Origin of the sequence: Anaerofilum hominis (assembly GCF_014287275.1) — a bacterium.
Taxonomy (GTDB): domain Bacteria; phylum Bacillota; class Clostridia; order Oscillospirales; family Ruminococcaceae; genus Pygmaiobacter; species Pygmaiobacter hominis.
Genome location: NZ_JACONZ010000003.1, coordinates 354,657 through 376,421, shown reverse-complemented (window position 1 = coordinate 376,421; position 21,765 = coordinate 354,657). Strand labels below are relative to the sequence as shown.

Sequence of the window (21,765 nt, the reverse complement as noted above, 5' to 3'; positions counted from 1 at the left end):
CCCGTTCAGGCCAGCCGGAACAGCTCGGCGAGGTTCTCCTCGTCCAGCTTAGAGCCGATGACACACAGGCGGCCGGTCACGTCCGCGCCGCCGCGGCGCACGCTGCTCTCGCCCGGCACATAGTCAAAGTGGATCCAGCCGCCGTCGGCTGCCGGCAGGATGCCCTTGGCCCGCAGCACCACGCCGTAGCTCACCGCGTCGGAGAGGGCGTCCAGCGCGAACTGCACCTCCGCGTCGGTGTACTTGCGCGGGGTCTCGGTGCCCCAGCTGGTGAACACCTCGTCCGCGTGATGATGATGGTGCCCGTGCTCATGGCCGTGCTCATGATCGTGGTCATGGCAGCTGCACGCCGGGTCATCGCACTCGCCGTCGTGGTGGTGCGCGTGCTCATGCTCGTGGTCATGGTCGTGATCGTGACAGCTGCACGCCGGGTCGTCACGCTCGCCGTCGTGGTGGTGGTGCCCGTGCTCATGCTCGTGGTCGTGGTCATGATCGTGACAGCTGCACGCCGGGTCGTCGCACTCGCCGTGCTCGTGTTCCGCCTCAGCCACCAGCAGTTTCAGCTCCTCTTCCAGCGTGGAGCGGCGCTCCATCGCCGCCAGGATCTGCCCGCCGTCCAGCTCGTCCCAGGGGGTGGTGATGATGGTGGCGGTGCCGTTTTTCTCTTTCAGCAGGGCCGCCGCCGCTTCCAGTTTGGTCTCGTCCAGCTTTTGGGTGCGGCTGAGGATGATGGTGTTGGCGTGGCTGATCTGGTCGTCGTAAAACTCGCCGAAGTTTTTCATATACACGCGGCACTTGGAGGCGTCCGCCACGGTGGTAAAGCTGTTCAGCAGGATGTCCGCGTGCTCGCCTACCCGCTGCACGGCGCGGATGACGTCGGACAGCTTGCCCACGCCGGAGGGCTCGATGAGGATGCGGTCGGGCGCGTACTGCTCCAGCACCTTTTCCAGCGCCTTGCCGAAATCGCCCACCAGGCTGCAGCAGATGCAGCCGGAGTTCATCTCGGTGATCTGGATGCCCGCCTCTTTAAGAAAGCCGCCGTCGATGCCGATCTCGCCGAACTCGTTCTCGATGAGCACCAGCTTTTCGCCGCTGAAAGCCTCCTTGATGAGTTTTTTGATCAGGGTCGTCTTTCCGGCCCCGAGAAAACCGGAGAAAATATCGATTTTTGTCATTTGCAACTTCCCGTCTTTCTGTCAAATACTGCGGCCGCAGCGGCCCGGCAGACTGCCTGTCCCTCACACGTTCCGCCCTTACATTATATACCCGCCGTCAAGGCTTCCGTGTCGCAAAAGAGCGCCCAGCTTAAAGCGCGGCCGCATCCGCTCTTCCCCCCAAAATCAGGAGCCAGGGAGGGGTGCGGCGGCATGCCCCTTGATTTTTATTACGGTTAGTGATATAGTATTATTACAGTAACCGTACTACAGGAGGTCCGACTATGCGGGACAACGCCAAAAGCGGCGCGCTTACAGAAGTGACTTTCTATATTTTGCTTTCCCTCTACGCGCCCAAACACGGATATGCTGTGATGCAGTTCATTGAAGAAAAGACCGGCGGGCGGCTTTCCTTGGGGGCGGGCACTCTATATGGCGCGTTAAACTCTTTGCTGGAGAAAAAATGGATCGAACCCTGCGGCGGCAGGGAGGGCAGAAAAAAAGAGTACCGCATCACAGAGCGCGGAAAAGAAATTGCAGAAAAGGAACTTTACAGGCTGCGTGAACTTGCAGCTGTCGCCGCGGAAATAATCGGAGGTGCCGTATGAGCAAAAAATGTTATCGCTTTTTTGGCGGTCTGTTGAGCGCGCAGGAAAATTGGCTCAACAAAATGGCGGCGATGGGCTACCGGCTGATCCGCACCGAAAAGCTGCTTTACGAGTTTCAGAAATGCAGCCCCGGCGAAGTGGAATACCGCATTGACTTCATCGCAGAAAAGTCAGCAGAAAAAGCAAAAGAATATCACGATCTTCTCGAAGAGCTGGGGTACAGAGTGTTTTTTAAGAACATCAATCTCAACTACTCTGTTGGAAAGGTCCACTGGCGTCCGTGGGCGGAAAAAGGCGGGCGCATCGCTTCAAACGCCACCACTTTCAACCGGGAGCTTTTGATCGTCGAGAAAAGCAGGGATGGAAAACCTTTTGAACTTCACACCACTTACGAAGATAAAGCCGGCTATTGCGCCAATCTGCGCGATCCGTGGTTTATGCTGTTCGTTCTGTTTGGCGTTTTGGGGCTCGTTCAACGTTCCGCTTTGCTTTTGACGCTGGGCGCGATCGCCCTTATCCCCGTTTTCCTCTATCAAATACAGATCCTTAAATTCAAGCAGGACGCGAAAACAAAGGAGTGGTGAGCATGAAGCGCAAACCGAAAGCCCTGAGATCAGCCCTGGTGATCGCCGCGGCGGTAGCGGTGTGGATCATAACCGCGAATTTCCTGGGGATCGGCACCATGAGAAGCGCGATCCGCATCGGGTACACAGGTACGGACGGATGGAGAAGCTGGTCTGCAAGCTATCTCACTCTGGACGGAAAATTGAAACACACCATCCGCCCCAAAGACACCCACGAAACGCTTCACGTGGAGATCGTAACAGAGAGCGGAAGCATTTCTCTTGAAATGAAGGACAAAAACGGTACTGTTATTTTTGAGCAGGACGCCATCGAGACCTCAACCTTTGACGTCAAAATATCGGGTAAAGTGGTGGTCCTTATTGAGGCGGATCACCACAAAGGCAGCTTCGCTATAGCGGCCGTGGAGTAGCAGGCCCGGCCGCGCCCGTTATCGGTCCGGGCGCCTGGCCCGCCCCCGTCGGTCCCCGTCCCGCTTTCAGGAAAGCCGCTGTTTTACCGCTTTGCCACAAACACGGTGACCGCCCTTATCTATCCCATACGCCGATCAATCGGCAGAACAGCTCGTCCAGCGGTCCCCAGGCAAGAGACGTTTCTCTGGGCAGATGAGAGAGCGCTGTTTCGATCTGTCTGAGATTTTCTTCAATGTATTCATCCACAGTTTTTACGCGCGGAATGGGATGCATTTCCTTTACCGCCCTCTTGACCGCAAGAAGCTCGTCGATATAAGGCTGCAGCTCCTGTTCCATCTCCGCTTGTGCAAGTTCGTCAAAAGGCACGGGGGGCGGCGTTTTTGTTTTCAGAATATATCTTGCGGCAAGGATCGGGCGCAGCACATAAAAGTACTTTTTTACGCTGACCGTATCTCCGCGAAAATAGGTTGAATAATTATTTTTGGCCATGCTGAGGTAATGATAGGCCCCTGTTCTGACGGAGAAATAACGGTCGAGCTGGTTTGCGATCAGATCAAAATCGGGGGTCGTTTTGTAAACGATCGGAGATCTGATCCATTCGATCAGGGACGGATTGGAAGCGTGAAGCAATTTCAACGCTTTATCAATATCCCATCCACTCAGATCAAGATCGTCCGGCAGCATGAATTCAAGCGTATCACGACTTTTTTCCAGCTTTAAATAGCACTCTTTGGGCCGTTTATAGATAAATCTCACATCATAATCGCTGTCAGGGGAGGCAAAGCCCCACGCGCGGCTGCCTGATTCCACTGCATAAATAATCTTAATATCGTATTCTTCTTCAAGGCGTTCCAGTTCATTTGATATCCATTGATCCCTGTCCATATCATTTTCCCTTTCTCATGATATTTTCTGTGCACCGCACCCGCCTTACCGCACTCAAAGAGATCGATCTCGTACCGGCCGGATCGCTGAAAAACAAAAGCAAACTGCGCCTGCTGCAAAAAATCCATATGGATCGATTCTATGGCTGCCTACATCATATCACAAAGTGACCATTGTGCAGTTCTTTTTTTACAGCGCAAAACAAATACGATTTCTTGTCCCGACCGGCCCCGCCCTCGCCGCTGCGCGGCAACCGGGCGGATAGCCCCAAAATAGTCTGCGGCTATTCCTTTAAAGAGCACCGCCGACACAACAGATACATGCTCAGCGCCTCCCTCATGCCATGCCTCCCGCGCCTGCCAAAATGAAAGCAGACACCCGCCAAAGCCGTGGGTGCCTGCTTTTTCAGTTTAAAATCAAGAGGGGAAGCCCTCACTCAAGCGCAGCAAAGAAGCTGAACTGCGTCCCGCAGCGGCGTTCGTCCGGCCGCCCCCCGCCTGTAAAAGCCCTTGCCGGTTTTGTGCCAAAGCGGGCTTTCATGCCCTGCGCTCTTTCATGTCTCATCTTCTCGGTCTGCTCTTCCCTGTCCACCCCTGTCCCGCCGAAAAAAGCCGCGGTCCGCTGCGCGCCCGGCTCCTGTCTCAGGCCCTGCCGCGCATGACCAGGCGGTTGAACTCGGCAACCGCCACGCCCCAGGTATCCCGGCCCGCCGCGCCGTCCTCCGCCAGCCGGAAATGCCGCTGAAAGCTTTTTACCAGCGCCTCGGTCGCCGGGCCGAAGCTGCCGTCCACCCGCACCTGGGACACCCCCGGGTCCTCCGCGCGCAGGGTCTCGTTCAGATAACTCTGCAAAAAGCGCACGCCGTCGCCTTTGTCCCCGCGCCGCAGCGGGCGGCCGGGATAACGGGGCAGCACGCCGTCCGGCTCTCCCCGTTCGGCGTTCGCCTGCACGCTGGTGATGCGCTCCCAGGTGGCGCGGCCCACGGCGCCGTCTGCCGTCAGGCCGAACTGGGCCTGAAAGCGGCGCACTGCCGCCTCCATCCTGGAGCCGTACGCCCCGTCCACCGTCTGCCGGTTGATGGCGGTGTAGAGATTGGCCAGATAGTTCAGCTTCTGCTGCATGCGCACCACGTCCGGCCCGCGGCTGCCCGGGTGCAGCGTGCTGCCGGGCCAGCGGCCGTCCCCCTCGGGGTAGAGCGCGTTATAGGTGGTGACGATGGAGTTCCAGCTGTCCGGCCCCACGATGCCGTCGGCGGCTAACCCTGCCAGCGCCTGATACTGCTGCACCGCGGTGCGGGTCTTTTGCCCAAAGACGCCGTCCGGCGAGAGAGGGGCCAGCTCGGGGTAGCGCCCGGTGCGGATCCCCTCCAGACAGCGCTGTATCAGCGCAGTCTCTGGCCCGGACGAGCCCATCCGCAGCAGCTTTCCGGGATAGGGCGGGTCCACCGTGGGACGCGGGTCGGATGCAAAGGCCGGTTCGAGGGCAAAGAGGCCGGCGCGTTCCAGTTCTGACATTTCGTTCTCCTCCTTTTGGGGAGGGCCAAACGCAGAATCGCACGCGGCGGCCCCCTGCCGGGCCGCTGCGCGCCCCTCTCCCCATCCCGCCATCCTATGCGCGCCGGCCCGGCTGGGTTACGCGGGCGGCGCATCGCGCGCAGCTGGGGAGAACTTTATTATGAAGCATCTGGAGCGCCCCGGCGCCCGCTGGCGACGCATCGCGCACATCCCCGGGAACTTCTGCTTTGCCCGCACAAGCGCAGGGGAGCCCGCTTCCGGCGGTCAAAAAAGGGAAAGGCCGCTTGTCCGGGTGTCCCCGCACCGGGGCGGACAGCACAGAAAAAACAGCCGCAAAAAGCGGCCCTTAACCCCGGCAAAAACAAGGCGCAAAACGCGCCCCCTCCCCGCTTTTCCAAAAAAGAGGGCGCGGTGAAAAGTGCCGCGCGCCCTGCCGCCGGCAGCAGAGCCATCCTCTTCGCGGGGCGCAAAAAAAGCGCGGATCCCGGCTGCGGGGCCCGCGCTTTTCAAAATCACAAAGACTGTTCGGGACAGCTTCTCTTCCTGCCGCCTGCCGTTTTTATCCCTTGCAGCCGATATCCTCCCAGTCGCCGGAAAAGTCCTCGGCGCTGGCAATGGACGCGGGGTCGGCAGGCTGGGAGGCAGCGCTCTCCTCCGGGGCGGGGGCAGCCTCCGGCGCGGGCTCTTCCGCCTGCGGGCCGGCAGCCCTTTCTTCGTCCCCTGCGGCGCCGGGCTGTTCCTGTTCATCCTGCGCTTCCCGCACCTGGTCTCCGGCCAGTTCCAAGGTGATGTCGTCCTCTTCGCTGCGGGCGTCTTTCACCATCTTCCAGGCAACGGCGGAAGCGGCGGCGGCCGCGGCGATCGCGACCAATGTCCTGAATTTCATCCTGAACCTCCTGCACGGCGCGCGGCGCGCGCCTGTTATTCCGTGCCCGGACCGCCGGGCGCATTTCTCTCGGTGCCCCTCAGTATACCATATTTTTTCAAAGAGATAAAGTGGCTTTTACTGCCGTTTTTCGCTATAATGGGGATATCCTGCCCGTCGTGCCAAAAGGGCGCGGGGCTGCGGCCCGCCTGTTGCACCGGCCCAAAAAGGCGACGCGTGCGCACCGGCACGCCCTGCGGCCGCCTGCTTCCCGGTCCCCGCCTCTCTTTTGGCAGGGCCAAACACTACTTCTCACCGCGGGGCCCGCCCCGCGCAAAGGGGGCGCATCCATGAAACTGCTGCATCTGGCCGATCTGCACCTCGGCAAACGGGTAAACGAGTTCAGCCTGCTGGCCGACCAGCGCCATGTGCTGGAACAGGCGCTTGCCCTGGCGGACCGGCACGCCGTCGACGCGGTACTTCTGGCCGGAGATCTGTACGACAAGCCGGTGCCGCCGGCGGAAGCGGTGGAGCTGCTGGACTGGTTCCTCACCGCCCTGACCCGGGCCGGGCACAAGGTGCTTGCGGTGAGCGGCAACCACGACTCGCCCGAGCGGCTCTCTTTTGCCAGCGGCCTGCTGTGCGACAGCGGGGTCTACATCGCGGGCGAGTACGGCGGCGCGCCGCTGCGGATCACGCTGGAGGATGAGTGGGGCCCGGTGGACTTTACGCTGCTGCCCTTTGTCAAACCGGCGGTCCTGGCCCCTTTTGCGGACGAGCGCCCCAAAAACGCCGACGAGGCGGCGGCCGCAGCCCTGGCCGCTCTGCCGCCTCTCTCCGGGCGGCGCAACGTGCTTGTCGCCCATCAGTTCGTCACTGCGGGCGGCGCGGCCCCGTCGCTGTGCGACTCTGAGATCGCGCCGGTGGGCGGGGCGGACAATGTGGACGCGGCCCGCTTTGACGGCTACGACTATGTGGCGCTGGGCCATCTGCACGGCCCGCAGCGCATCGGCCGGGAGACGGTGCGCTATGCGGGCTCGCCGTTGAAATACTCCTTTTCCGAGGCGCGCCATCACAAAAGCGCGCCCCTGATCACGCTGGGCGCGCCGGGCAGCCTGTCGCTGGAACTGCTGCCCCTGCAGCCGCTGCACGACCTGCGCGAGGTACGCGGCCCGCTGCAGGTCCTGCTGGACCCGGCCAACGTCGCCGACCCCGACGATTACATGCATGTCACCCTCACCGACGAGGAGGAGCTGATGGACGCGGTGGGCCGGGTGCGGGCGGTCTACCCCAACCTGATGAAGCTGGACTTCGACAACCGGCGCACCCGCGCCGCGGGCGGCCAGACCGCCGCTGCGGAGGTGGAGCGCAAAAGCGTGCCCCAGCTGTTTGACGAATTTTTTGAATTGATGAACGGCGGCGGCATGTCGGACAGCCAGCGGGAGCTGTTTGCGGCGGCGCTGCGCGCCAGCGGAGGTGACGAGCCCTGAAACCCATCCAGCTGACCCTTTCCGCTTTCGGCCCCTACGCGGGCCGGGAGGAGGTCGATTTTTCCGCTTTCGGCGGCCGCGGGCTGTTTTTGATCACCGGAGACACCGGCGCGGGCAAGACCACTCTGTTCGATGCCATCTCCTATGCGCTCTACGGCGAGGCCAGCGGCGAATACCGGGAGGCGGGCGGCCTGCGCAGCGATTTTGCCGCACCGGGCGCCCCCTCCTATGTGGAGCTGCGCTTTTCCCACCGGGGACAGGTCTACACGGTGCGCCGCGACCTGGAATACCTGCGCCCCAAAAAGAGGGGCGATGGCTTTTTGCTGCAGCCGGGAGACGCCTCGCTCACCCTGCCGGACGGCAGCGCGCTGTCCGGCACCCGGCGGGTGGACGCGGCGGTGCGCGAGCTGCTGGGCATCGACCACAGCCAGTTCAAACAGATCTCGATGATCGCACAGGGCGAATTTTTAAAGCTGCTCAACACCAAAAGCGAAGACCGCGCCGCCATTTTGCGGCAGGTCTTCGGCACCCTGCCCTGCCAGCGCCTGCAAAAGGAGCTGCGCCGCCGCGCTCTGGATGAACGCGAGGCGTTTGACCGCTGCGGCCGGGCGCTGGTGCAGTACTTCGCCTCCTCCATGCCGCCTGCGGACGAGGCGCTGGCCGCGCGGCGGGAAGCCCTGATCGCCGAGGGCGATCCCTGCCGGGCGGAGGAGATGCTGTCCCTGCTGGAACAGTCAAACGCGCAGGACGAGGACCTGTATGCCCTGGCACAGCGCGAGACCGCCGCGCTGGGGGAAGAGCTGCTGGCCCTTGCCGCCGCCCAGCAGCGGGCGCTGCACCGGCAGGAGCTGCTGCGCCGGAAAGACGCGGCCCAGGACGCGCTGGCAGCGCTGGATGCAAGAGGGGACGAACTGCGGCTGGACGCGCTGCGGCTGCGGCGCGGGCGCGCCGCGCGGGAAAAGGTCTTCCCGGCGGCGGAACAGGCGCTGCGGGAGGCCCGGGCCGCCGACGACCTGCTGAAAAAGATCACCGCGCTGGAAAACGGCCTGCAAAACGGCGCCGCGGCGCTGGAGCGCCTGCGCCGGGCCGACGCCGCCCAGCAGCAGGACGAGCCGCAGCGCGCCGCCCTGCGGGACGAGGCCGCCCGGCTGGAGGCCGAGCTGCCCCGCTACGCCCAGCGGGAGGCGCTTGTGCAGCAGCGCGGTGCGCTGCAGGCGGACGCCGCCCGCGCGCAAAAGGAGGAAGCGGACGCCGACGCAAAGGCCGCGGCCCTTGCCCAGCGGCTGGCCGAGCTGGAGGACCGCCGCGAGCGCCTGGCAGGTTGCGAACAGCGCCTGGCCGAACGCCAGGCGGCCCTGCGGGAAGCGCAGGCCGCCCTGCGGGAAGCCCAGAGCCTTGCCGACCGGTTCGAGGGGGTGCGCGCCGCTTTTGCCGCCGCGCAGGAAGCCCAAAAGCGTTTCACGGCGCAGGACGCGGATTTTTCCGCCCTGCAGGAGGAGTTCAACCGGCAGGAGCGCGCGTTTTTTTCAGCGCAGGCCGGGCTGTTGGCCGCCGGCCTCGCCGAGGGAACGCCCTGCCCGGTCTGCGGCGCCACACACCATCCCGCGCCCGCGGCCCCTCCTTGCGGCGCACCGGACGAAGCCGCGCTGCGGGCGCTGCGCGGCAGGCTGGAAACAGCGCGCGCCGGCTGGCAAAAGGCGGCTCAGGAGGCGGGCGCGGCCAAAGCGGCCGCCGCGGCCCGGCGGGACGAGCTCTACGCGGCGGCACTGCCGTTTTTCCTCTCCCAGGGGGTAAGCGTCGGCGCGGATGCGCCGGGCAAAGAACTGCGGGCCGCCCTCGCCGCGCTGTCCGGCAGTCTGGCCGGGGCCGTGCGGGCCGCGGAAGCGGACGCCGCTGCGGCGGCCGCCGACAGCGAGGCTTTCAGCGCGCTCAACGCACAGCACAAAGCCCTGGAGGAACAGCGTCTGCACGCAGCCACCGCCTGCGAGGAGGCGCGCGCCGCAGCCGCCCGGCTGCGCGCAGACGCCGCGGAACTGGAAGGCCGGCTCGCGGCGCTGGGCAGCCTGCCGCTGCCGGACCGCGCCGCGGCGGAGGCCCGCCTTGCCGCCCTGCGCGGGGAGGCAAGCCGCAGAGAGGCGGCAAAAGAAGCCGCCTCCGCCGCTCTTGCCGCCGAAGAGCAGCGGCAGGCCGCGGACGCCCGGCTGCTTGCCGAGCGCAGGGGTGAGCTCGCCCGGGCGCAGGCGGCGCTTGCCGCCGCCCGTGCAGGGCTGCAAGACGCCCTGTCTCAAGCGGGGTTTGCGGACGAGCAGGACTATGCCGGTGCCCTGCTGCCCCCCGCGGATCTGGAAAAACTGCGGGAGTCGCTGGAGGCCGCCCGCAGCCAGCGCGCGGCGCTGCAGGAGACGCTGGCCCAGCTGGCAGCCGACCTGCAGGGACCTGAAAAAGCCGATCCCGCCGCGCTGGCGGCGCGCCGGGAAACGCTTTCGCAGCAAAAGGAACAGACGGACGCCCGTGGGCGTGCGCTCTACAGCCGCCTTGCCGCGAACCGGGAACTGGCGCGGCAGATGCGGGAAGCCCTGCAGGAGAGCGGCGAGGCGGCAAAGCGCGCGGGGGCGGCAAAGCAGCTGGCGGACACCGCCTGCGGCACTCTGGCCGGCAAGGCCAAGCTGGATTTTGAAAAATACGTGCAGGCGGCCTACTTCGACAACGTGGTGGCCGCCGCCGCGGCCCGTTTTTCCCGCATGTCCGGCGGCCAATACGAGCTGCGCCGCCGCGACGATCTGAGCGACCTCTCGGGCAAAAACGCGCTGGATCTGGAGGTCATCGACCACTATACCGGCAAGGCGCGCTCGGTAAAGTCGCTGTCCGGCGGCGAGTCCTTCAAAGCCGCGCTCTGCCTGGCGCTGGGCCTGTCGGATGTGATCCAGAGCGCAGCGGGCGGCGTGGAGATCGACGCGCTGTTCATCGACGAGGGCTTCGGGTCGCTGGATGCCGGCTCGCTGGAACAGGCGGTGGGGGTGCTGACGGCGCTGGCCTCCTCCGACCGGCTGGTGGGCATCATCAGCCACGTGGACGAGCTGCGCCAGCGCATCGAGAACCAGATCGCCGTGCGCAAGACCCCCGGCGGCAGCCGCATCGAGACGGCGCCCGCCCGGCCGTGAAGCGCTCCGCTTCCCAAACCTGCGGCAGCAGCCCGGGAGCGCGCATTCAAAGCTTGCCCAAGCCGTTTGCCGCGGCGGCCGCCCGCAAAAGGGCCGCGCCGGGAGCAGCCTCCGTAGACCGTGGGCCGGAAGCCGGGACGGGACCAGGGGCGAGGCCGGGATGTGGCGCTAAGGGCAGGACCCGGGGCCGGAACCAGGGCGGGACCCGGGTGGGACCCAGGACGGGGTGGGGACCGCACGGCCCCCCGGCGGGCACAGGCTTTTATTTTTTGACCGTTTGGGGGGTGGCTCTCCACCCAACGCCTTTTTTAAAGTCATGACCTCCGGCTAAGCCGGAGGCCTGATCAAGCCCTGAAAGGGCATTTCACCGGCGGACATCTAGAGATGTACTGAATTATCTCTCTTTTGCATCAACTGCTCCGCCGCCCATAAACCGTCACAAGTCCATCTCCCTAAGCCATTGCTGCTCGGCAGGCTGCTATGTCAGCAACTCGCTTCGCTCGATACTTGAAGCGAAAGCTTTTTTGCGCGGCACCTCCACCGGCATAGCCCGCGGTTTCCCCAACCAACAAAACAGCGCCTTTCGGAAAGTTTCCGAAAGGCGCTGTCTGTTCAAACCCCTGTAAATGTCTGTCTTTCCGCTCCTCACCAAAACAACAGGGAGCCGCGCAGAACATCCCCGCGCCTGACCCGGCCTTTTCCGGGGAAAAGGGGCGCGGAGGGCCGAAGCAGGAAAACGCAGAAAATGGGGAACCTTTTTCAACCAGGAAGAGTTTCATCCCCGACGGCGCAGCCTCCTCCGCGGGCAAAAGAAAAACGCTGCAAAAGCGGCGCGTTTGTTTCTCCCCCCGCAAGGGCCGAACACCCCGCCGGTTTTGCAGGGACGTTTTTCTCTTTTTCCCTCAAAAACATCTCTGCTTCCCCGCTGCGCTTTCTGCCGCTGCGGCGCGCGGGAAGCGCGCCTCTCAAAAGTCCACCCGGGCCGGCGGCAGCCCGTTCTCAGCGGCGCCGAAAACGGCCGCCGGGCGCCGGATACACAGGCCCCGCCGCAGCGCGGCATCCGTCTGCACCCGTCGGCAGCTGCGCGCCAAAACAGCGCCGCCGTTCGGCCCGGGGCCGCCCTCCCCGCGGCAGGCTTCCCGCCCGCTCTGCGGGACCCATATTTTCACTCACGCTTTCCACAGTTCCATAAAGCGCAGAAGATTGTCCATGGTCAGCCGCAGATCGCTTTTGGCCCGTTTCTTCGCCTCGCTGTAGGGCACCGCGACCCGGTTGATGCTGAAGATCGCGGACACCCCCTCCGCATAGGCCGCCTCGGCCCCGTCGGCGATGTCGCCTACCACCGCGATCACCGGCACCCCCTTTTTGCGCGCCGCGCGGGCCACCCCGACCACCACCTTGCCGCGCAGGCTCTGGCCGTCGATGCGCCCCTCGCCGGTAAAAACCGCGTCCGTCCCCTCCAGGGCCGCCTCAAAGCCCACTGTTTCCAGCACCGTCTCGATGCCCATCTGCAGCGCCGAGCCGAAAAAGGCGACCATACCGCCGCCCATGCCGCCGGCTGCGCCCGCGCCGGGCAGCTGCAGGATATCCGCGCCGAGATCGCGCTTCACCAGACCCGCCAGATGGGCGAGGCCCCGGTCCAGCAGGGTCACCTGCGCCGGGTCGGCCCCCTTTTGCGGGCCAAAGACCGCGGCGGCCCCCTGGGGACCGCACAGCGGGTTATCGATGTCGCACATGGTCACGATCTCCACGCCGCCCAGCAGCGGCGAAAGGCCCGAAGCGTCGATCCGCCGGATCCGGCTCAGGCTGCCGCCGGTGGGCACAAAGGCTGTGCCCGCCTCGTCCAAAAAGCGCACCCCGCAGGCCGCGGCAGCGCCGCAGCCGCCGTCGTTGGTGGCGCTGCCCCCCAGGCCCATAATGATCTTTTTTGCCCCTGCCCGGGCGGCGGCCAGCATCAGCTCCCCCACGCCGAACGTGGTGGCCCCCGCTGCGTCCAGCTCTTCCCCCATCATCGGCAGGCCCGCCGCCGCGGCCATCTCGATCACGGCAATGCCGCCGATCCTGCCGTAAAAGGCGTCGCAGAGCGTGCCCCGCGGCCCGGTGACCCGGCAGGGGACTTTTTCGCCCCCCATGGCTCCCAGAAAGGCGTCCACGCTGCCCTCTCCGCCGTCCGCCACCGGGATCTTCACCGTCAGCGCCTCCGGCCAGCGGGCATGGATGCACGCCCCCATTATCTCGCAGATCTCCGCCGAGCTCATCGTCCCTTTGAATGAATCCGGGATCAGGATCACTTTTTTCATGGGCATTCTCCTTTTGGGATAAAAGCATATTTTATTTCCGGTCCAACTGTATGGCGTCCCAGGGTGTGTCTCAAAATGGGAAAGTCAATGAGGTGGGAAGCTTTCAAACAGTTCAAGCGCAGTTTATCTGTTCCGAATATTTTTGATGCCGAAGCTGTCCGATTTAGTAAAGCGCTTCAATTATTCAAAGTTTCAAAGCACGCTGTTTTACCCCGCCTTTGCAGACGTTTGCTGCGGTTTGGCAAAACTGTTTCCAAAACGTTTCATCAGCACTCCGGCCAGCGGGCCAATCAGCAATGCAGAAAACAGAGTGCCTATGCCGATTCCCTTTGGGCTCCCGACACACAGCAGACCCACCCCCGCCGCCAGCGTCACGCTGACCAGATCAAAAATATTTTTAACGACGCCGAATCGCCACCCAAAGCGTCCTGCAAGAGTTTCGACAAAGCCGTCGGGGGCAGTTGGCACGATACCGGGACTGACCGTTAAAAACACCCCCGCGGCAGTCAACAGTACCCCCAGCACCAACAGGGCAAATTTTGCGATCAGGGAGTTCGCCTCAAAGCGCAGCATATCCAAGCAAAAGTCAAGCACAGCAGAAAAAAAGACGCTGAAAGGCAGCTGCATCAGGATACGCAGACGGCTTTTACAGGTAAACAACAGCTGCACCGCAATAAAAAACATAAAATTAAGCATTGTGATCAGCCCTAAAGATAAGCCGCTGGCCGCAGCCAGCACATATCCGATGCTGGCAGTCGCGGTTACCCCGAGCTCCGACCTGACGCTCAATGCGCTCCCCAGTGCCAACAGGGCCAGTCCCGCCAAGTACCAAAAGGCCCGGGTCGTTTTTTTCATTATAGCTTTTCCCCTCTCTCCATGCAAGAAAAGGCTGACAGCCCGTACACCGGCGAAAGATATCCGCCCGAATGTACCCCCGCTGCCAGCCTTTGCGCCTTTTGTTCTGCGTGTTACGGTCAGACGATAGTATAAGTCTCGTCGATCTGTCCGTCTCCCTCCACCTGCGTCCCGGCATCCAGATTCATCAGCGGCCGCACTCCCACTACATCATTGTTGGCATAAGTATAACTGACCGCCCCATAAGGGCTGGCCACCCGGGTGAGAAAAGCATACAAACTGCTCGGTGTGCGCATCCAATACCACCAGCCATATCGGGGATCATAGATCTGAGGGGCGTCCTCAGGGGCTGTAGCGCGGCCGGGGTTCCACGAGCGCCCGTGCTTTTTCAGCTCGCTCTCCTGCGGCACCGCCTTAAAGATACGTTGATCCCAGAGCAGCGGCAGCGGCTTTCCTTCGGCCACTCCACACTCGTCTCCTTTGTTCAGCTCCGTGCGGCTGGGCAAAAAGACCCGGGCTTTTACCCATGTCAATTCCGCTTTGCCCTGCTCGGTGCGCCGCAGTACCGGCACTTGGCTCACCAGCATCTGTGCCAAAAAGGTTTTTGAAAAACCGCTAAGGTATCCGGGCAATCCGTCATAGGGCTGTTCACCGTAGCGCAGATACGGGGTGCTGGGCGGACAGTCCTCTTCATGCTGGGGGTGAAACCAGTCCGTCTCTTGACTGTTCAGCCACTGGTGCAGGTTGCTGGTCGCATAGTCGTTGCTGCCAAACTGCCATACCCGTTCAAAAATAGAGACCTGCCGGCGCTGCGGCTCCGCCGCGTCAAGGCAGCGCACTCCCAACACTTTTTCCGCCAGCAGGGTCGTCCCCGCGTAGCCCGGATGGTTCTGCGCTGCAACGAGAAAGGCGGCTTCTCCACCCTGGTCACATACCCGTGCCCCAATGGGAAGATCACCCAACTTCATTCCGCACCCCTCCCCTTTTTCACCGCACCTGCTGCCCGCTTTGTTTCGAGATATTCTTTCCGATGGCAGAAAGGCGGGTCTGCACGGCCGGGTTGCCCCATCTCTGCCAGCCGGCGGCTAATTTTTTCATGATGCGGTACACAGTACTGGCAAAACCCGTGGTTTGGACAGGTTCGAGTGGGGCAAGGGCAGTTGGGATTCATTTTGAGATCCTCTGGAATGATCGTGTAAGATTCTTCCATCCCCGGTTCTTCTGGAAGCAGTCCGTATTCGATCTGCATAAGCCGCTCCTCTCACTTGCGCTGTTTTTTGCGGATAATATCCAGGAAAATGGCGATGATGATGATCGCGCCTTGTACGACCTGCTGCCAATAAGCGTTGACCGCCAGTAGAGTCATGCCATTTTTGACCGCATAGATGACCAGAATGCCGCAGAGCACACCAGTTACGGTACCGCCGCTTCCGTCCATGGCGGCACCGCCGATGATGGCGCCCGCGATGGCGTCCAACTCGAAGCCGTCGCCGGTATTGACCTGGCCCGAAGTGATGCGGGCAGTGAGGACCGTGCCCGCAATAGCGGCGCAGCAACCGCCGTAGACATATGCCAGCATCTGGATGCGCCGAGTGTTGATGCCAGAAACCAATGCTGCCTGGGTATTGCCGCCGGTGGCACAGACATGCCGGCCGAACACCGTCTTATTGAGCACATAGGCAGTGATGCCCATCATTGCAAGGGCCACATAAATGGGGACCGGAATCCCCAGAAAACTTCCCGCGCCGAGAAAAGTAAACTCCTCCGAGAGTCCATTGACCGGATAACCGCCGGTGATCACAGTAATCAGGCCCCGCACCACCTGCTTGCTGCCCAATGTGGCGATAAAGGCGGGGAAGCCCCAGTATCCTACCAGGTAGCCGTTGAACGCGCCAATAAGGGCTCCCACCACCAGCGTCTCAATAAGAATAAGCCAGAGCGGCATTCCGCGCTGCGCCAGCATGGCCGCCAGGATGCCGGACATGCCCATCGTTGCGCCTAACGACAGATCCATAGCACCGCTGCGGAAGATCACCAATACTCCGACGCCCACCATCACATAAAAGGATGCATAGCGCAGTAGATTGGTCAGATTGCGTGTGGATAAAAAGTTGTCCGCTGTGAGGGCCAGGATGAGGACTACGACGGCAAGGATGATCGCGGCGCCGGTCTGCTCGTCAGTTAGAAGCCGCAGAAATCTCTCACCCAGAGACATACTGCTTTTGTTCTTTTTTGTCTTTTCCATTGTTATCCTTCCTTTGACTACGCAATGCCGGAGGCATACCGCATAATGGTTTCCTGGTCGGCCTGTGCAGCATCCAGGATCTTCATTTGCTCCCCCTCGTGCATCACAAGAATGCGGTCGCTCATGCCCAAGACCTCCGGAAGCTCCGAGGAGATCATGATAATAGACTTACCCTGTTGAGCCAGGCGCACCATGTCTTGATAGATCTCATATTTTGCTCCCACGTCAATACCACGGGTCGGTTCATCCAGGATGAGGATATCAGGCTCCGTCAGCAGCCAGCGCGCCAGCAGCACCTTTTGCTGATTTCCACCCGAAAGATTGCGCATCCTTTGATCCGGGCCGGTAGTCTTGATCGAAAAGCGCCCGATCTGCTCGTTGCAGATCTGTTTCCCTTTTCTGTGGTCAATCCCAAGGGGGCCTCGAAGCCTTTTCCACATCAGGGTAAGGATGTTATCATATACTTTTGAATTGATCAAACAGCCGGTAAGGCGCCTGTCTTCCGTGAGCATTGCCATTCGAAGGCGGATGGCATCGCGCGGGGTGCCAATACGTGCCTTTTTGCCCTCGACGAACACCTCGCCGCCGGTGATGGGGCGGGTACCGAATAGCGCCTCGGCGATTTCAGTACGCCCCGCCCCCATCAGCCCGGCAAAACCCAAAATCTCTCCCTTTTTCAATTCAAAACTAACGTTATGAAACGACTTTCCCGCGCATAACTCCCGCACCTCCAGCACCGTCTCACCGATCTGGGCTTTCTGTTTAGGATACACATTGGTGATCGCTCTTCCCACCATCATTGCCACCAGGCTGTCGTGAGTCACCTCGCTTACAGGTCGTGTATCCACATATTTCCCATCTCGCATCACTGTGACCTCATCACAGATACTGAAGATCTCGTCCATCTTATGGGTAATGTAAATGAAGGTCATCCCGCTTGCCTGAAGTCGTTTGATGGTCTCAAACAGCCTCTGGCACTCACTTTCTGTAATTGCGGAGGTGGGCTCATCCATGATGATAAGCTTCGAATCATTGGAAATAGCCTTTGCAATCTCTACCAGCTGCTTTTGGGCGTTGCTCAATGTATGCAGCTTCGCGGTAGGTGAAATGCCTATCACTCCCAGTTTTTCCAGCAGTGCGGCGGCTTGCCTGTTCATCGCCGCGCGGTCTACGTAGAACAGCTTGACCCGGCAGGGCTCTTTGCCGCAAAAAATATTCTCCGCCACTGTCATCCCTTCAATGGGGTTGAGCTCCTGATAAATCATTGAGATACCCTGCGCAATCACGGCGGAGATAGTATGCGTTTCCAGCGGCACGCCGTCCAAGGTGATCTCGCCGCTGTCTCTTTGGTAAAGGCCCGTGAGAATCTTCATCAGAGTGGATTTTCCTGCTCCGTTTTCTCCCATCAGCGCGTGGACGGTCCCCCGACGGACGCTCAGATTCATCCCGTCCAGGGCCCTGACGCCGGGAAACGATTTTGACACTCCGCTGACCTGCAGCAATATATCGTTTTTCTCCATAATTTTTCGCCTTTCGTCGGCACTGTAGAGAGAGGGCGCGGAGCGCTTCCCTCCGGCCGTTATTTGTCAATCGGGCAGGCCGTTCACAGCGGCCTGCCCGATCTCCCCGCGAGGGCAAAGACGCCCGATGAAATCAGAGGTATTCGTCCACGTTCTCCGGGGTGACATATTCCAGTTTAAGCGAATAAGTCTTTCCCACTTCTTCGCCGCTCAGCAACTTATAAGCAGCCTCTACACCTGAGGAACCGATCAGGGAACCAGGGGCATAAATGGTCCAGTCAAACAGTCCGTCTTTAATCGCTTGGCATCCCTCAGCCTGTCCGCCCTGACCAATAATGAAAGCATCCAGTCCAGCCTCTTTACAGGCCGTGCCCGCCCCGATAGCCGAGGCGTCGTTAGAGCACCACACGGCGTCGAATTCTGCGCCTGTGGAGATCCAGTTTTCCATGACCACGATGCTCTCGTCCCGCTTGTTGTTGCCGGTCTGTTCATCGATGATCTCAATACCCGGATGCTCTGCAAAAATTTTCCGCGCGATGTCAGCCTGGGTGGTCCACATCTCTTGTGCCAGAGGGCCCATCAACATGTAGACCCGTCCTTCTCCGTCCAGAGCCTCTACGATAGCGTTCGCCTTTGCAGTGGCCATCGCCTCAATGTCCATGACGACTGCTGTAGAAAAATAGGTCCCGTCATTCAGCGGTGTATTCAGCACGATCAGCGGTATTCCCGCCTCTTCGCAGGCAGTGGCCAGAGCACCGCAGGCCGACAAATCATAAGGGGACATGATAATCGCTTCACAGCCGTTGGTGATCATATTCTCCACCTGGCTGGTCTGGTTATTGGGGTCCTTGTTGGCATCCGTGATCTCCACCTCGATGCCCAGTTCGGCGCATTTGTTTTTGACTCCATCAGCCATTGCGGCTGCAAAATCGGTGCTCAGATCGTCACAGGCAAAGCCAATCTTATGGGAGGCACCGACTGTCGTACCTGCACTGGAGGACTGTCCCTCTGTAGAAATGGAGGAGTCGCTGCCGCCACAGGCGGCTAGAGAAGTTGCCAGGACAAGTGCTGTGAGAATCGCAAATAACTTTTTCATTTTCTTGTTCCTTTCCTGCTCTTATTTTTCTTATCGCGGAATGTGGGGTCCGTGGCCTATACCGGCTTATCGGAAGTAACGGTGCACCGGTACTATTCCCACCTCCCTGCCGCCCCGCGATAAAAGTGACTCATCTTTCCGGCGGCAGTGCCGTCGGCACATAAAAAGTGCTGGGTGCTTCCTGTGTCTTGCACGAGGGTGCGGGGATCAAGGTTCTGCGATCTGCGCGCCCGCTACTTTCTCGTAATATTTTGCGATGCCGCTGTGATCGTCTGAACCGCAGCCGTCTGCGTGCAGGGTCTGCAGCATTTCCATAACCGAGGCGGTCAGCGGCAGCGGCGCTCCTACCGAATGACCGGTTTCCAAAGCATTGGCCAGGTCTTTGATATGCAGATCGATGCGAAAACCGGGCTTAAAATCGCGCGACAAGATCATTGGGGTCTTTGCCTCCATCACTGTAGAGCCCGCAAGACCACCCCGAATAGCCTCAAAAACCAAGCGTGGATCAACGCCGGCTTTTTTCGCCAGCAGATACGCTTCGGACACTGCTGCAATATTGAGCGCCACAATGACCTGATTTGCCAATTTGGTGGTGTTGCCAGCACCGATACCACCGCACCAAACAGCGCTAGATCCCATGACCAGCAACAGATCTTTTACTTCCTCATAAACGGCCCGGTCTCCGCCTACCATGATGGCAATGGTCCCGTCGACCGCTTTCGGCTCGCCTCCGCTGACCGGTGCGTCGATCATCCGCACCCCTTTTTGCGCGCAGGCCTCACAAATCTCTTGGGACGCAAGCGGTGCGATAGAACTCATGTCCACTAGGATCGTTCCCTGCTGCGCGCCTTCCAGCACACCGTTCTCACCCAACACCGCAGCTTTTACGTGAGGGGAGTTGGGCAGCATGGTGATGATGACCCTGCATTGCTGCGCTACCTCACGGGAAGAATCGGCTGCCGTTGCCCCTGCCGCAGTGAGCGTTTCCACATTGGTTCGTACAACGTCGTAAACTACCAGTTCATGTCCCGCTTTCAACAAATTTTTTGCCATGGGCCTGCCCATGATGCCCAGCCCGATAAATCCAATCTTCACGTGAAAGACCTCCTTATTTATAAAGGGAACCGCGTATTTTTCATCTTGCGGCTTTCGCAGCTCTGCGGGCCGCCTCCTGAATGTGCTCTTGCGTGAGCCCAAGATGACCTAAAATTTCGTCATAGCTGTGGGCGCTGCATCCAAAAACATCTTCGATGCCCACCAGCTCCACCGGCAGGCCGCTGCCCCGCAGCGCCTGACAAACAATGCTGCCAAGACCGCCAACTACACTGTGCTCCTCAGCGGTGACCACGCCTCGGCAGCCCTTTGCAAGGGCTGCAAGCGTCTCTTCCCGCACCGGCTTAAGGGTGCTTACATTGACCACTCGGACCGAAAGCTCGTCTTTCAGCGCCTCGGCGGCTTCCAGAGCCAAAGTCGTCATATAACCGATGGCAAAAATCGTCACGTCCCTGCCTTCCCTCAGTACAGTGGGGACCCCGATCTTAAACGGAGCATGCTCCTCTGTCACATTGCTGTAATCATTGCGGTTGATACGGATATAGCAGGGGCCTTCCAGTTCGATCATCGCCCGCACGGCTCCCACCGTTTCGTTGGCGTCTGCCGGGCAGAGCACCGTCATATTAGGAATTGCCCGCATGATGGCGATATCTTCCACCGATTGATGTGTGGCGCCGTCGCCGAAGTCCGAACAGCCGGCCGATGAACCACAAACCTTGACGTTCAGCTTGCCAATCGCAATGGTCTGGCGCAACTGGTCAAAAGCGCGTCCGCCGGAGAAAACCGCAAAGGAATGCGTCACCGGGATGAACCCGGTCTGGGCAAGTCCCGCGGCCACCGAGGTCATATTCGCCTCGGCGATGCCCATCTCAAAATAGCGTTCCGGGTATGCCTGCTGGAACAGGCGCGACATGGTCGAATTGCCCAGATCTGCTTCCAGGGCAACAATCTTTGGATTTTCCGCGCCCAGCGCGGTCAGGGTCTCACCGTACGCCTTTCTCTGGTTGGTATAGCTCATGCCTGTAACCTTCCTTTCGCTGTCAGCCCAAGCCGGAAGTTTCCGGGCGAGCGCGTCGCTCCCCTGTCCCTGTGCCCGTGGGCTTTTTTCTCCTCAGGCCAGTTCTGTCATGGCCTGCTCATATTGTTCTGCGTTCAGCGCGCCGTTGTGATAAGCCGCAACGTTTTCGGCAAAGCTCACGCCCTTACCTTTGACCGTGTGCGCAATGATGACAGTAGGCACTCCTTTTATTTCGTCCACGGCGTCCAGCGCCGAAAGGATCTCCTCCATGTCATGGCCATCGATTTCGATCACATGCCAACCAAAGCCCTGAAATTTCGGAGCTAACGGCAAAGTGTTGAACCGCTTCTTAATAAAATCAGTGGCCTGCAGTCTGTTATTATCTACAATGGCCACCAAGTTGTCCGCCCCCAGAATCGGCGCGGCCAATGCGGCCTCCCACACCTGTCCTTCTGCGATCTCACCGTCTCCCAAAAGCACATAGGTCTTACGGGCGATCCCGGCCAGCTTCTGCCCTAACGCCATACCCAAGCCGATGGACAGGCCCTGCCCCAGTGACCCGGTCCCCGCCTCTACGCCCGGCGTCTTGAGGCGGTCCGGATGGCCCTGCAGGCGTGAGCCAAGCTGCTTAGTGGTCTTCAGCCACTCGCGGGGGATGATCCCTGCCTCGGCCAGCGCGGCATATTGCGCAATGGCTACATGCCCTTTACTGAGCAAAAATCGGTCCCTGTCCGGGTCTTGCGGATTCTGAGGATCATATTTCATCTTGTGGAAGTAGAGTGCGGCGATAATGTCCGCACTGGAACAGGAGCCTCCCACATGCCCGGCGACCCCGATCCCCATGCACTCAAGGGTCCCGCGACGGATCGCGCGCGCTTTTTCTTCGAGCCTTGCGATTTCCTGTGCGCTGTATTTCATTCTAAGTACCCCTTTCTGTTCCGAACCATTTCACCGACTCCCAAAACAGACGTATTTTTCGGTGTTTATTCCGCCCCGGCAGTTGGCA

Annotated in this window: 20 protein-coding genes; 5 read left to right on the top strand and 15 right to left on the bottom strand. The window is 60.8% G+C overall.

Going from position 1 to position 21,765, the window contains the following annotated elements; all coding sequences use genetic code 11:
• Window positions 1–5 precede the first annotated feature (5 nt).
• Complete coding sequence (locus H8S23_RS10230) at window positions 6–1,175, bottom strand: CobW family GTP-binding protein (protein WP_186888242.1); 1,170 nt, start codon at window positions 1,173–1,175, stop codon at window positions 6–8.
• Between the two features lie 263 nt (window positions 1,176–1,438).
• Between H8S23_RS10230 and H8S23_RS10225 the strand changes: the two genes are divergently transcribed.
• From H8S23_RS10225 to H8S23_RS10215, 3 genes are read left to right on the top strand one after another with little or no spacing between them, the layout of a single operon-like run.
• Window positions 1,439–1,762, top strand: a complete 324-nt coding sequence (locus H8S23_RS10225; RefSeq protein WP_186888241.1) for a PadR family transcriptional regulator — start codon at window positions 1,439–1,441, stop codon at window positions 1,760–1,762.
• Window positions 1,759–2,346: a DUF2812 domain-containing protein gene (locus tag H8S23_RS10220; protein ID WP_186888240.1), complete on the top strand. Its 588-nt coding sequence runs from the start codon at window positions 1,759–1,761 to the stop codon at window positions 2,344–2,346. Before H8S23_RS10225 ends, H8S23_RS10220 begins: the two co-directional genes overlap by 4 nt.
• Before the next feature lie 2 nt (window positions 2,347–2,348).
• Window positions 2,349–2,756 (top strand): hypothetical protein, encoded by a 408-nt coding sequence (locus tag H8S23_RS10215; RefSeq protein ID WP_186888239.1) that lies wholly within the window; start codon window positions 2,349–2,351, stop codon window positions 2,754–2,756.
• 115 nt (window positions 2,757–2,871) lie between these two features.
• Here H8S23_RS10215 and H8S23_RS10210 read toward each other — a convergent pair whose 3' ends face one another.
• From H8S23_RS10210 to H8S23_RS10200, 3 genes are all read right to left on the bottom strand, one after another.
• On the bottom strand, window positions 2,872–3,642 hold the full coding sequence (locus H8S23_RS10210; protein WP_186888238.1) for a nucleotidyltransferase domain-containing protein: 771 nt from the start codon (window positions 3,640–3,642) through the stop codon (window positions 2,872–2,874).
• Window positions 3,643–4,283: 641 nt separating this feature from the next.
• The gene (locus H8S23_RS10205; RefSeq protein ID WP_186888237.1) at window positions 4,284–5,156 is read right to left on the bottom strand and encodes a peptidoglycan-binding domain-containing protein; all 873 of its coding nucleotides are present in this window, start codon (window positions 5,154–5,156) and stop codon (window positions 4,284–4,286) included.
• Window positions 5,157–5,715: 559 nt separating this feature from the next.
• Window positions 5,716–6,042 carry a hypothetical protein gene (locus tag H8S23_RS10200; RefSeq protein ID WP_186888236.1) on the bottom strand — a complete coding sequence of 109 codons (327 nt, stop codon included), beginning with the start codon at window positions 6,040–6,042 and terminating at the stop codon, window positions 5,716–5,718.
• Between the two features lie 329 nt (window positions 6,043–6,371).
• Between H8S23_RS10200 and H8S23_RS10195 the strand changes: the two genes are divergently transcribed.
• Both H8S23_RS10195 and H8S23_RS10190 read left to right on the top strand, forming a co-directional pair.
• Window positions 6,372–7,511, top strand: coding sequence for an exonuclease SbcCD subunit D (locus H8S23_RS10195; protein WP_186888235.1), 1,140 nt, complete (start codon window positions 6,372–6,374; stop codon window positions 7,509–7,511).
• Complete coding sequence (locus H8S23_RS10190; protein ID WP_341479918.1) at window positions 7,508–10,672, top strand: AAA family ATPase; 3,165 nt, start codon at window positions 7,508–7,510, stop codon at window positions 10,670–10,672. The genes H8S23_RS10195 and H8S23_RS10190 overlap by 4 nt, the downstream gene beginning before the upstream one ends.
• A 452-nt stretch (window positions 10,673–11,124) precedes the next feature.
• On the opposite strand, the gene H8S23_RS10185 is transcribed toward H8S23_RS10190, so the two are convergent.
• The 11 genes from H8S23_RS10185 to H8S23_RS10135 all read right to left on the bottom strand — a co-directional run bounded on the left by H8S23_RS10185 (window position 11,125) and on the right by H8S23_RS10135 (window position 21,677).
• Complete coding sequence (locus tag H8S23_RS10185; protein WP_186888233.1) at window positions 11,125–11,451, bottom strand: hypothetical protein; 327 nt, start codon at window positions 11,449–11,451, stop codon at window positions 11,125–11,127.
• 390 nt (window positions 11,452–11,841) lie between these two features.
• Complete coding sequence (locus tag H8S23_RS10180) at window positions 11,842–12,972, bottom strand: glycerate kinase family protein (protein ID WP_186888232.1); 1,131 nt, start codon at window positions 12,970–12,972, stop codon at window positions 11,842–11,844.
• Window positions 12,973–13,179: 207 nt separating this feature from the next.
• Window positions 13,180–13,827 carry a YczE/YyaS/YitT family protein gene (locus H8S23_RS10175; RefSeq protein WP_186888231.1) on the bottom strand — a complete coding sequence of 216 codons (648 nt, stop codon included), beginning with the start codon at window positions 13,825–13,827 and terminating at the stop codon, window positions 13,180–13,182.
• 119 nt (window positions 13,828–13,946) lie between these two features.
• Window positions 13,947–14,795 (bottom strand): DUF6273 domain-containing protein, encoded by an 849-nt coding sequence (locus tag H8S23_RS10170; protein WP_186888230.1) that lies wholly within the window; start codon window positions 14,793–14,795, stop codon window positions 13,947–13,949.
• Window positions 14,792–15,076, bottom strand: coding sequence for a hypothetical protein (locus H8S23_RS10165; RefSeq protein ID WP_186888229.1), 285 nt, complete (start codon window positions 15,074–15,076; stop codon window positions 14,792–14,794). Before H8S23_RS10165 ends, H8S23_RS10170 begins: the two co-directional genes overlap by 4 nt.
• Before the next feature lie 12 nt (window positions 15,077–15,088).
• Entirely contained in the window at window positions 15,089–16,072 is a 984-nt protein-coding gene (locus H8S23_RS10160; RefSeq protein ID WP_186888228.1) for an ABC transporter permease, read from the bottom strand.
• A 17-nt stretch (window positions 16,073–16,089) separates the two neighbouring features.
• Window positions 16,090–17,592 (bottom strand): sugar ABC transporter ATP-binding protein, encoded by a 1,503-nt coding sequence (locus tag H8S23_RS10155; RefSeq protein WP_186888227.1) that lies wholly within the window; start codon window positions 17,590–17,592, stop codon window positions 16,090–16,092.
• Between the two features lie 133 nt (window positions 17,593–17,725).
• Complete coding sequence (locus H8S23_RS10150) at window positions 17,726–18,688, bottom strand: sugar ABC transporter substrate-binding protein (RefSeq protein ID WP_186888226.1); 963 nt, start codon at window positions 18,686–18,688, stop codon at window positions 17,726–17,728.
• A 207-nt stretch (window positions 18,689–18,895) separates the two neighbouring features.
• Complete coding sequence (gene garR, locus H8S23_RS10145) at window positions 18,896–19,804, bottom strand: 2-hydroxy-3-oxopropionate reductase (protein WP_186888317.1); 909 nt, start codon at window positions 19,802–19,804, stop codon at window positions 18,896–18,898.
• Window positions 19,805–19,823: 19 nt separating this feature from the next.
• Complete coding sequence (locus tag H8S23_RS10140) at window positions 19,824–20,759, bottom strand: transketolase family protein (RefSeq protein WP_186888225.1); 936 nt, start codon at window positions 20,757–20,759, stop codon at window positions 19,824–19,826.
• 93 nt (window positions 20,760–20,852) lie between these two features.
• Window positions 20,853–21,677 carry a transketolase gene (locus tag H8S23_RS10135; protein ID WP_186888224.1) on the bottom strand — a complete coding sequence of 275 codons (825 nt, stop codon included), beginning with the start codon at window positions 21,675–21,677 and terminating at the stop codon, window positions 20,853–20,855.
• Window positions 21,678–21,765 lie beyond the last annotated feature (88 nt).

What these genes read in the sequence shown, in the direction of transcription:
- H8S23_RS10220 (WP_186888240.1), top strand. Translation starts at nt 1,759, where the DNA reads ATGAGCAAAAAATGTTATCGCTTTTTTGGCGGTCTGTTGAGCGCGCAG.
- H8S23_RS10160 (WP_186888228.1), bottom strand. Translation starts at nt 16,072, where the DNA reads ATGGAAAAGACAAAAAAGAACAAAAGCAGTATGTCTCTGGGTGAGAGA.
- H8S23_RS10215 (WP_186888239.1), top strand. Translation starts at nt 2,349, where the DNA reads ATGAAGCGCAAACCGAAAGCCCTGAGATCAGCCCTGGTGATCGCCGCG.
- H8S23_RS10205 (WP_186888237.1), bottom strand. Translation starts at nt 5,156, where the DNA reads ATGTCAGAACTGGAACGCGCCGGCCTCTTTGCCCTCGAACCGGCCTTT.
- H8S23_RS10180 (WP_186888232.1), bottom strand. Translation starts at nt 12,972, where the DNA reads ATGAAAAAAGTGATCCTGATCCCGGATTCATTCAAAGGGACGATGAGC.
- H8S23_RS10195 (WP_186888235.1), top strand. Translation starts at nt 6,372, where the DNA reads ATGAAACTGCTGCATCTGGCCGATCTGCACCTCGGCAAACGGGTAAAC.
- H8S23_RS10150 (WP_186888226.1), bottom strand. Translation starts at nt 18,688, where the DNA reads ATGAAAAAGTTATTTGCGATTCTCACAGCACTTGTCCTGGCAACTTCT.
- H8S23_RS10210 (WP_186888238.1), bottom strand. Translation starts at nt 3,642, where the DNA reads ATGGACAGGGATCAATGGATATCAAATGAACTGGAACGCCTTGAAGAA.
- H8S23_RS10140 (WP_186888225.1), bottom strand. Translation starts at nt 20,759, where the DNA reads ATGAGCTATACCAACCAGAGAAAGGCGTACGGTGAGACCCTGACCGCG.
- H8S23_RS10170 (WP_186888230.1), bottom strand. Translation starts at nt 14,795, where the DNA reads ATGAAGTTGGGTGATCTTCCCATTGGGGCACGGGTATGTGACCAGGGT.
- H8S23_RS10200 (WP_186888236.1), bottom strand. Translation starts at nt 6,042, where the DNA reads ATGAAATTCAGGACATTGGTCGCGATCGCCGCGGCCGCCGCCGCTTCC.
- H8S23_RS10135 (WP_186888224.1), bottom strand. Translation starts at nt 21,677, where the DNA reads ATGAAATACAGCGCACAGGAAATCGCAAGGCTCGAAGAAAAAGCGCGC.
- H8S23_RS10225 (WP_186888241.1), top strand. Translation starts at nt 1,439, where the DNA reads ATGCGGGACAACGCCAAAAGCGGCGCGCTTACAGAAGTGACTTTCTAT.
- H8S23_RS10165 (WP_186888229.1), bottom strand. Translation starts at nt 15,076, where the DNA reads ATGCAGATCGAATACGGACTGCTTCCAGAAGAACCGGGGATGGAAGAA.
- H8S23_RS10155 (WP_186888227.1), bottom strand. Translation starts at nt 17,592, where the DNA reads ATGGAGAAAAACGATATATTGCTGCAGGTCAGCGGAGTGTCAAAATCG.
- H8S23_RS10185 (WP_186888233.1), bottom strand. Translation starts at nt 11,451, where the DNA reads ATGAAACTCTTCCTGGTTGAAAAAGGTTCCCCATTTTCTGCGTTTTCC.
- H8S23_RS10175 (WP_186888231.1), bottom strand. Translation starts at nt 13,827, where the DNA reads ATGAAAAAAACGACCCGGGCCTTTTGGTACTTGGCGGGACTGGCCCTG.
- H8S23_RS10230 (WP_186888242.1), bottom strand. Translation starts at nt 1,175, where the DNA reads ATGACAAAAATCGATATTTTCTCCGGTTTTCTCGGGGCCGGAAAGACG.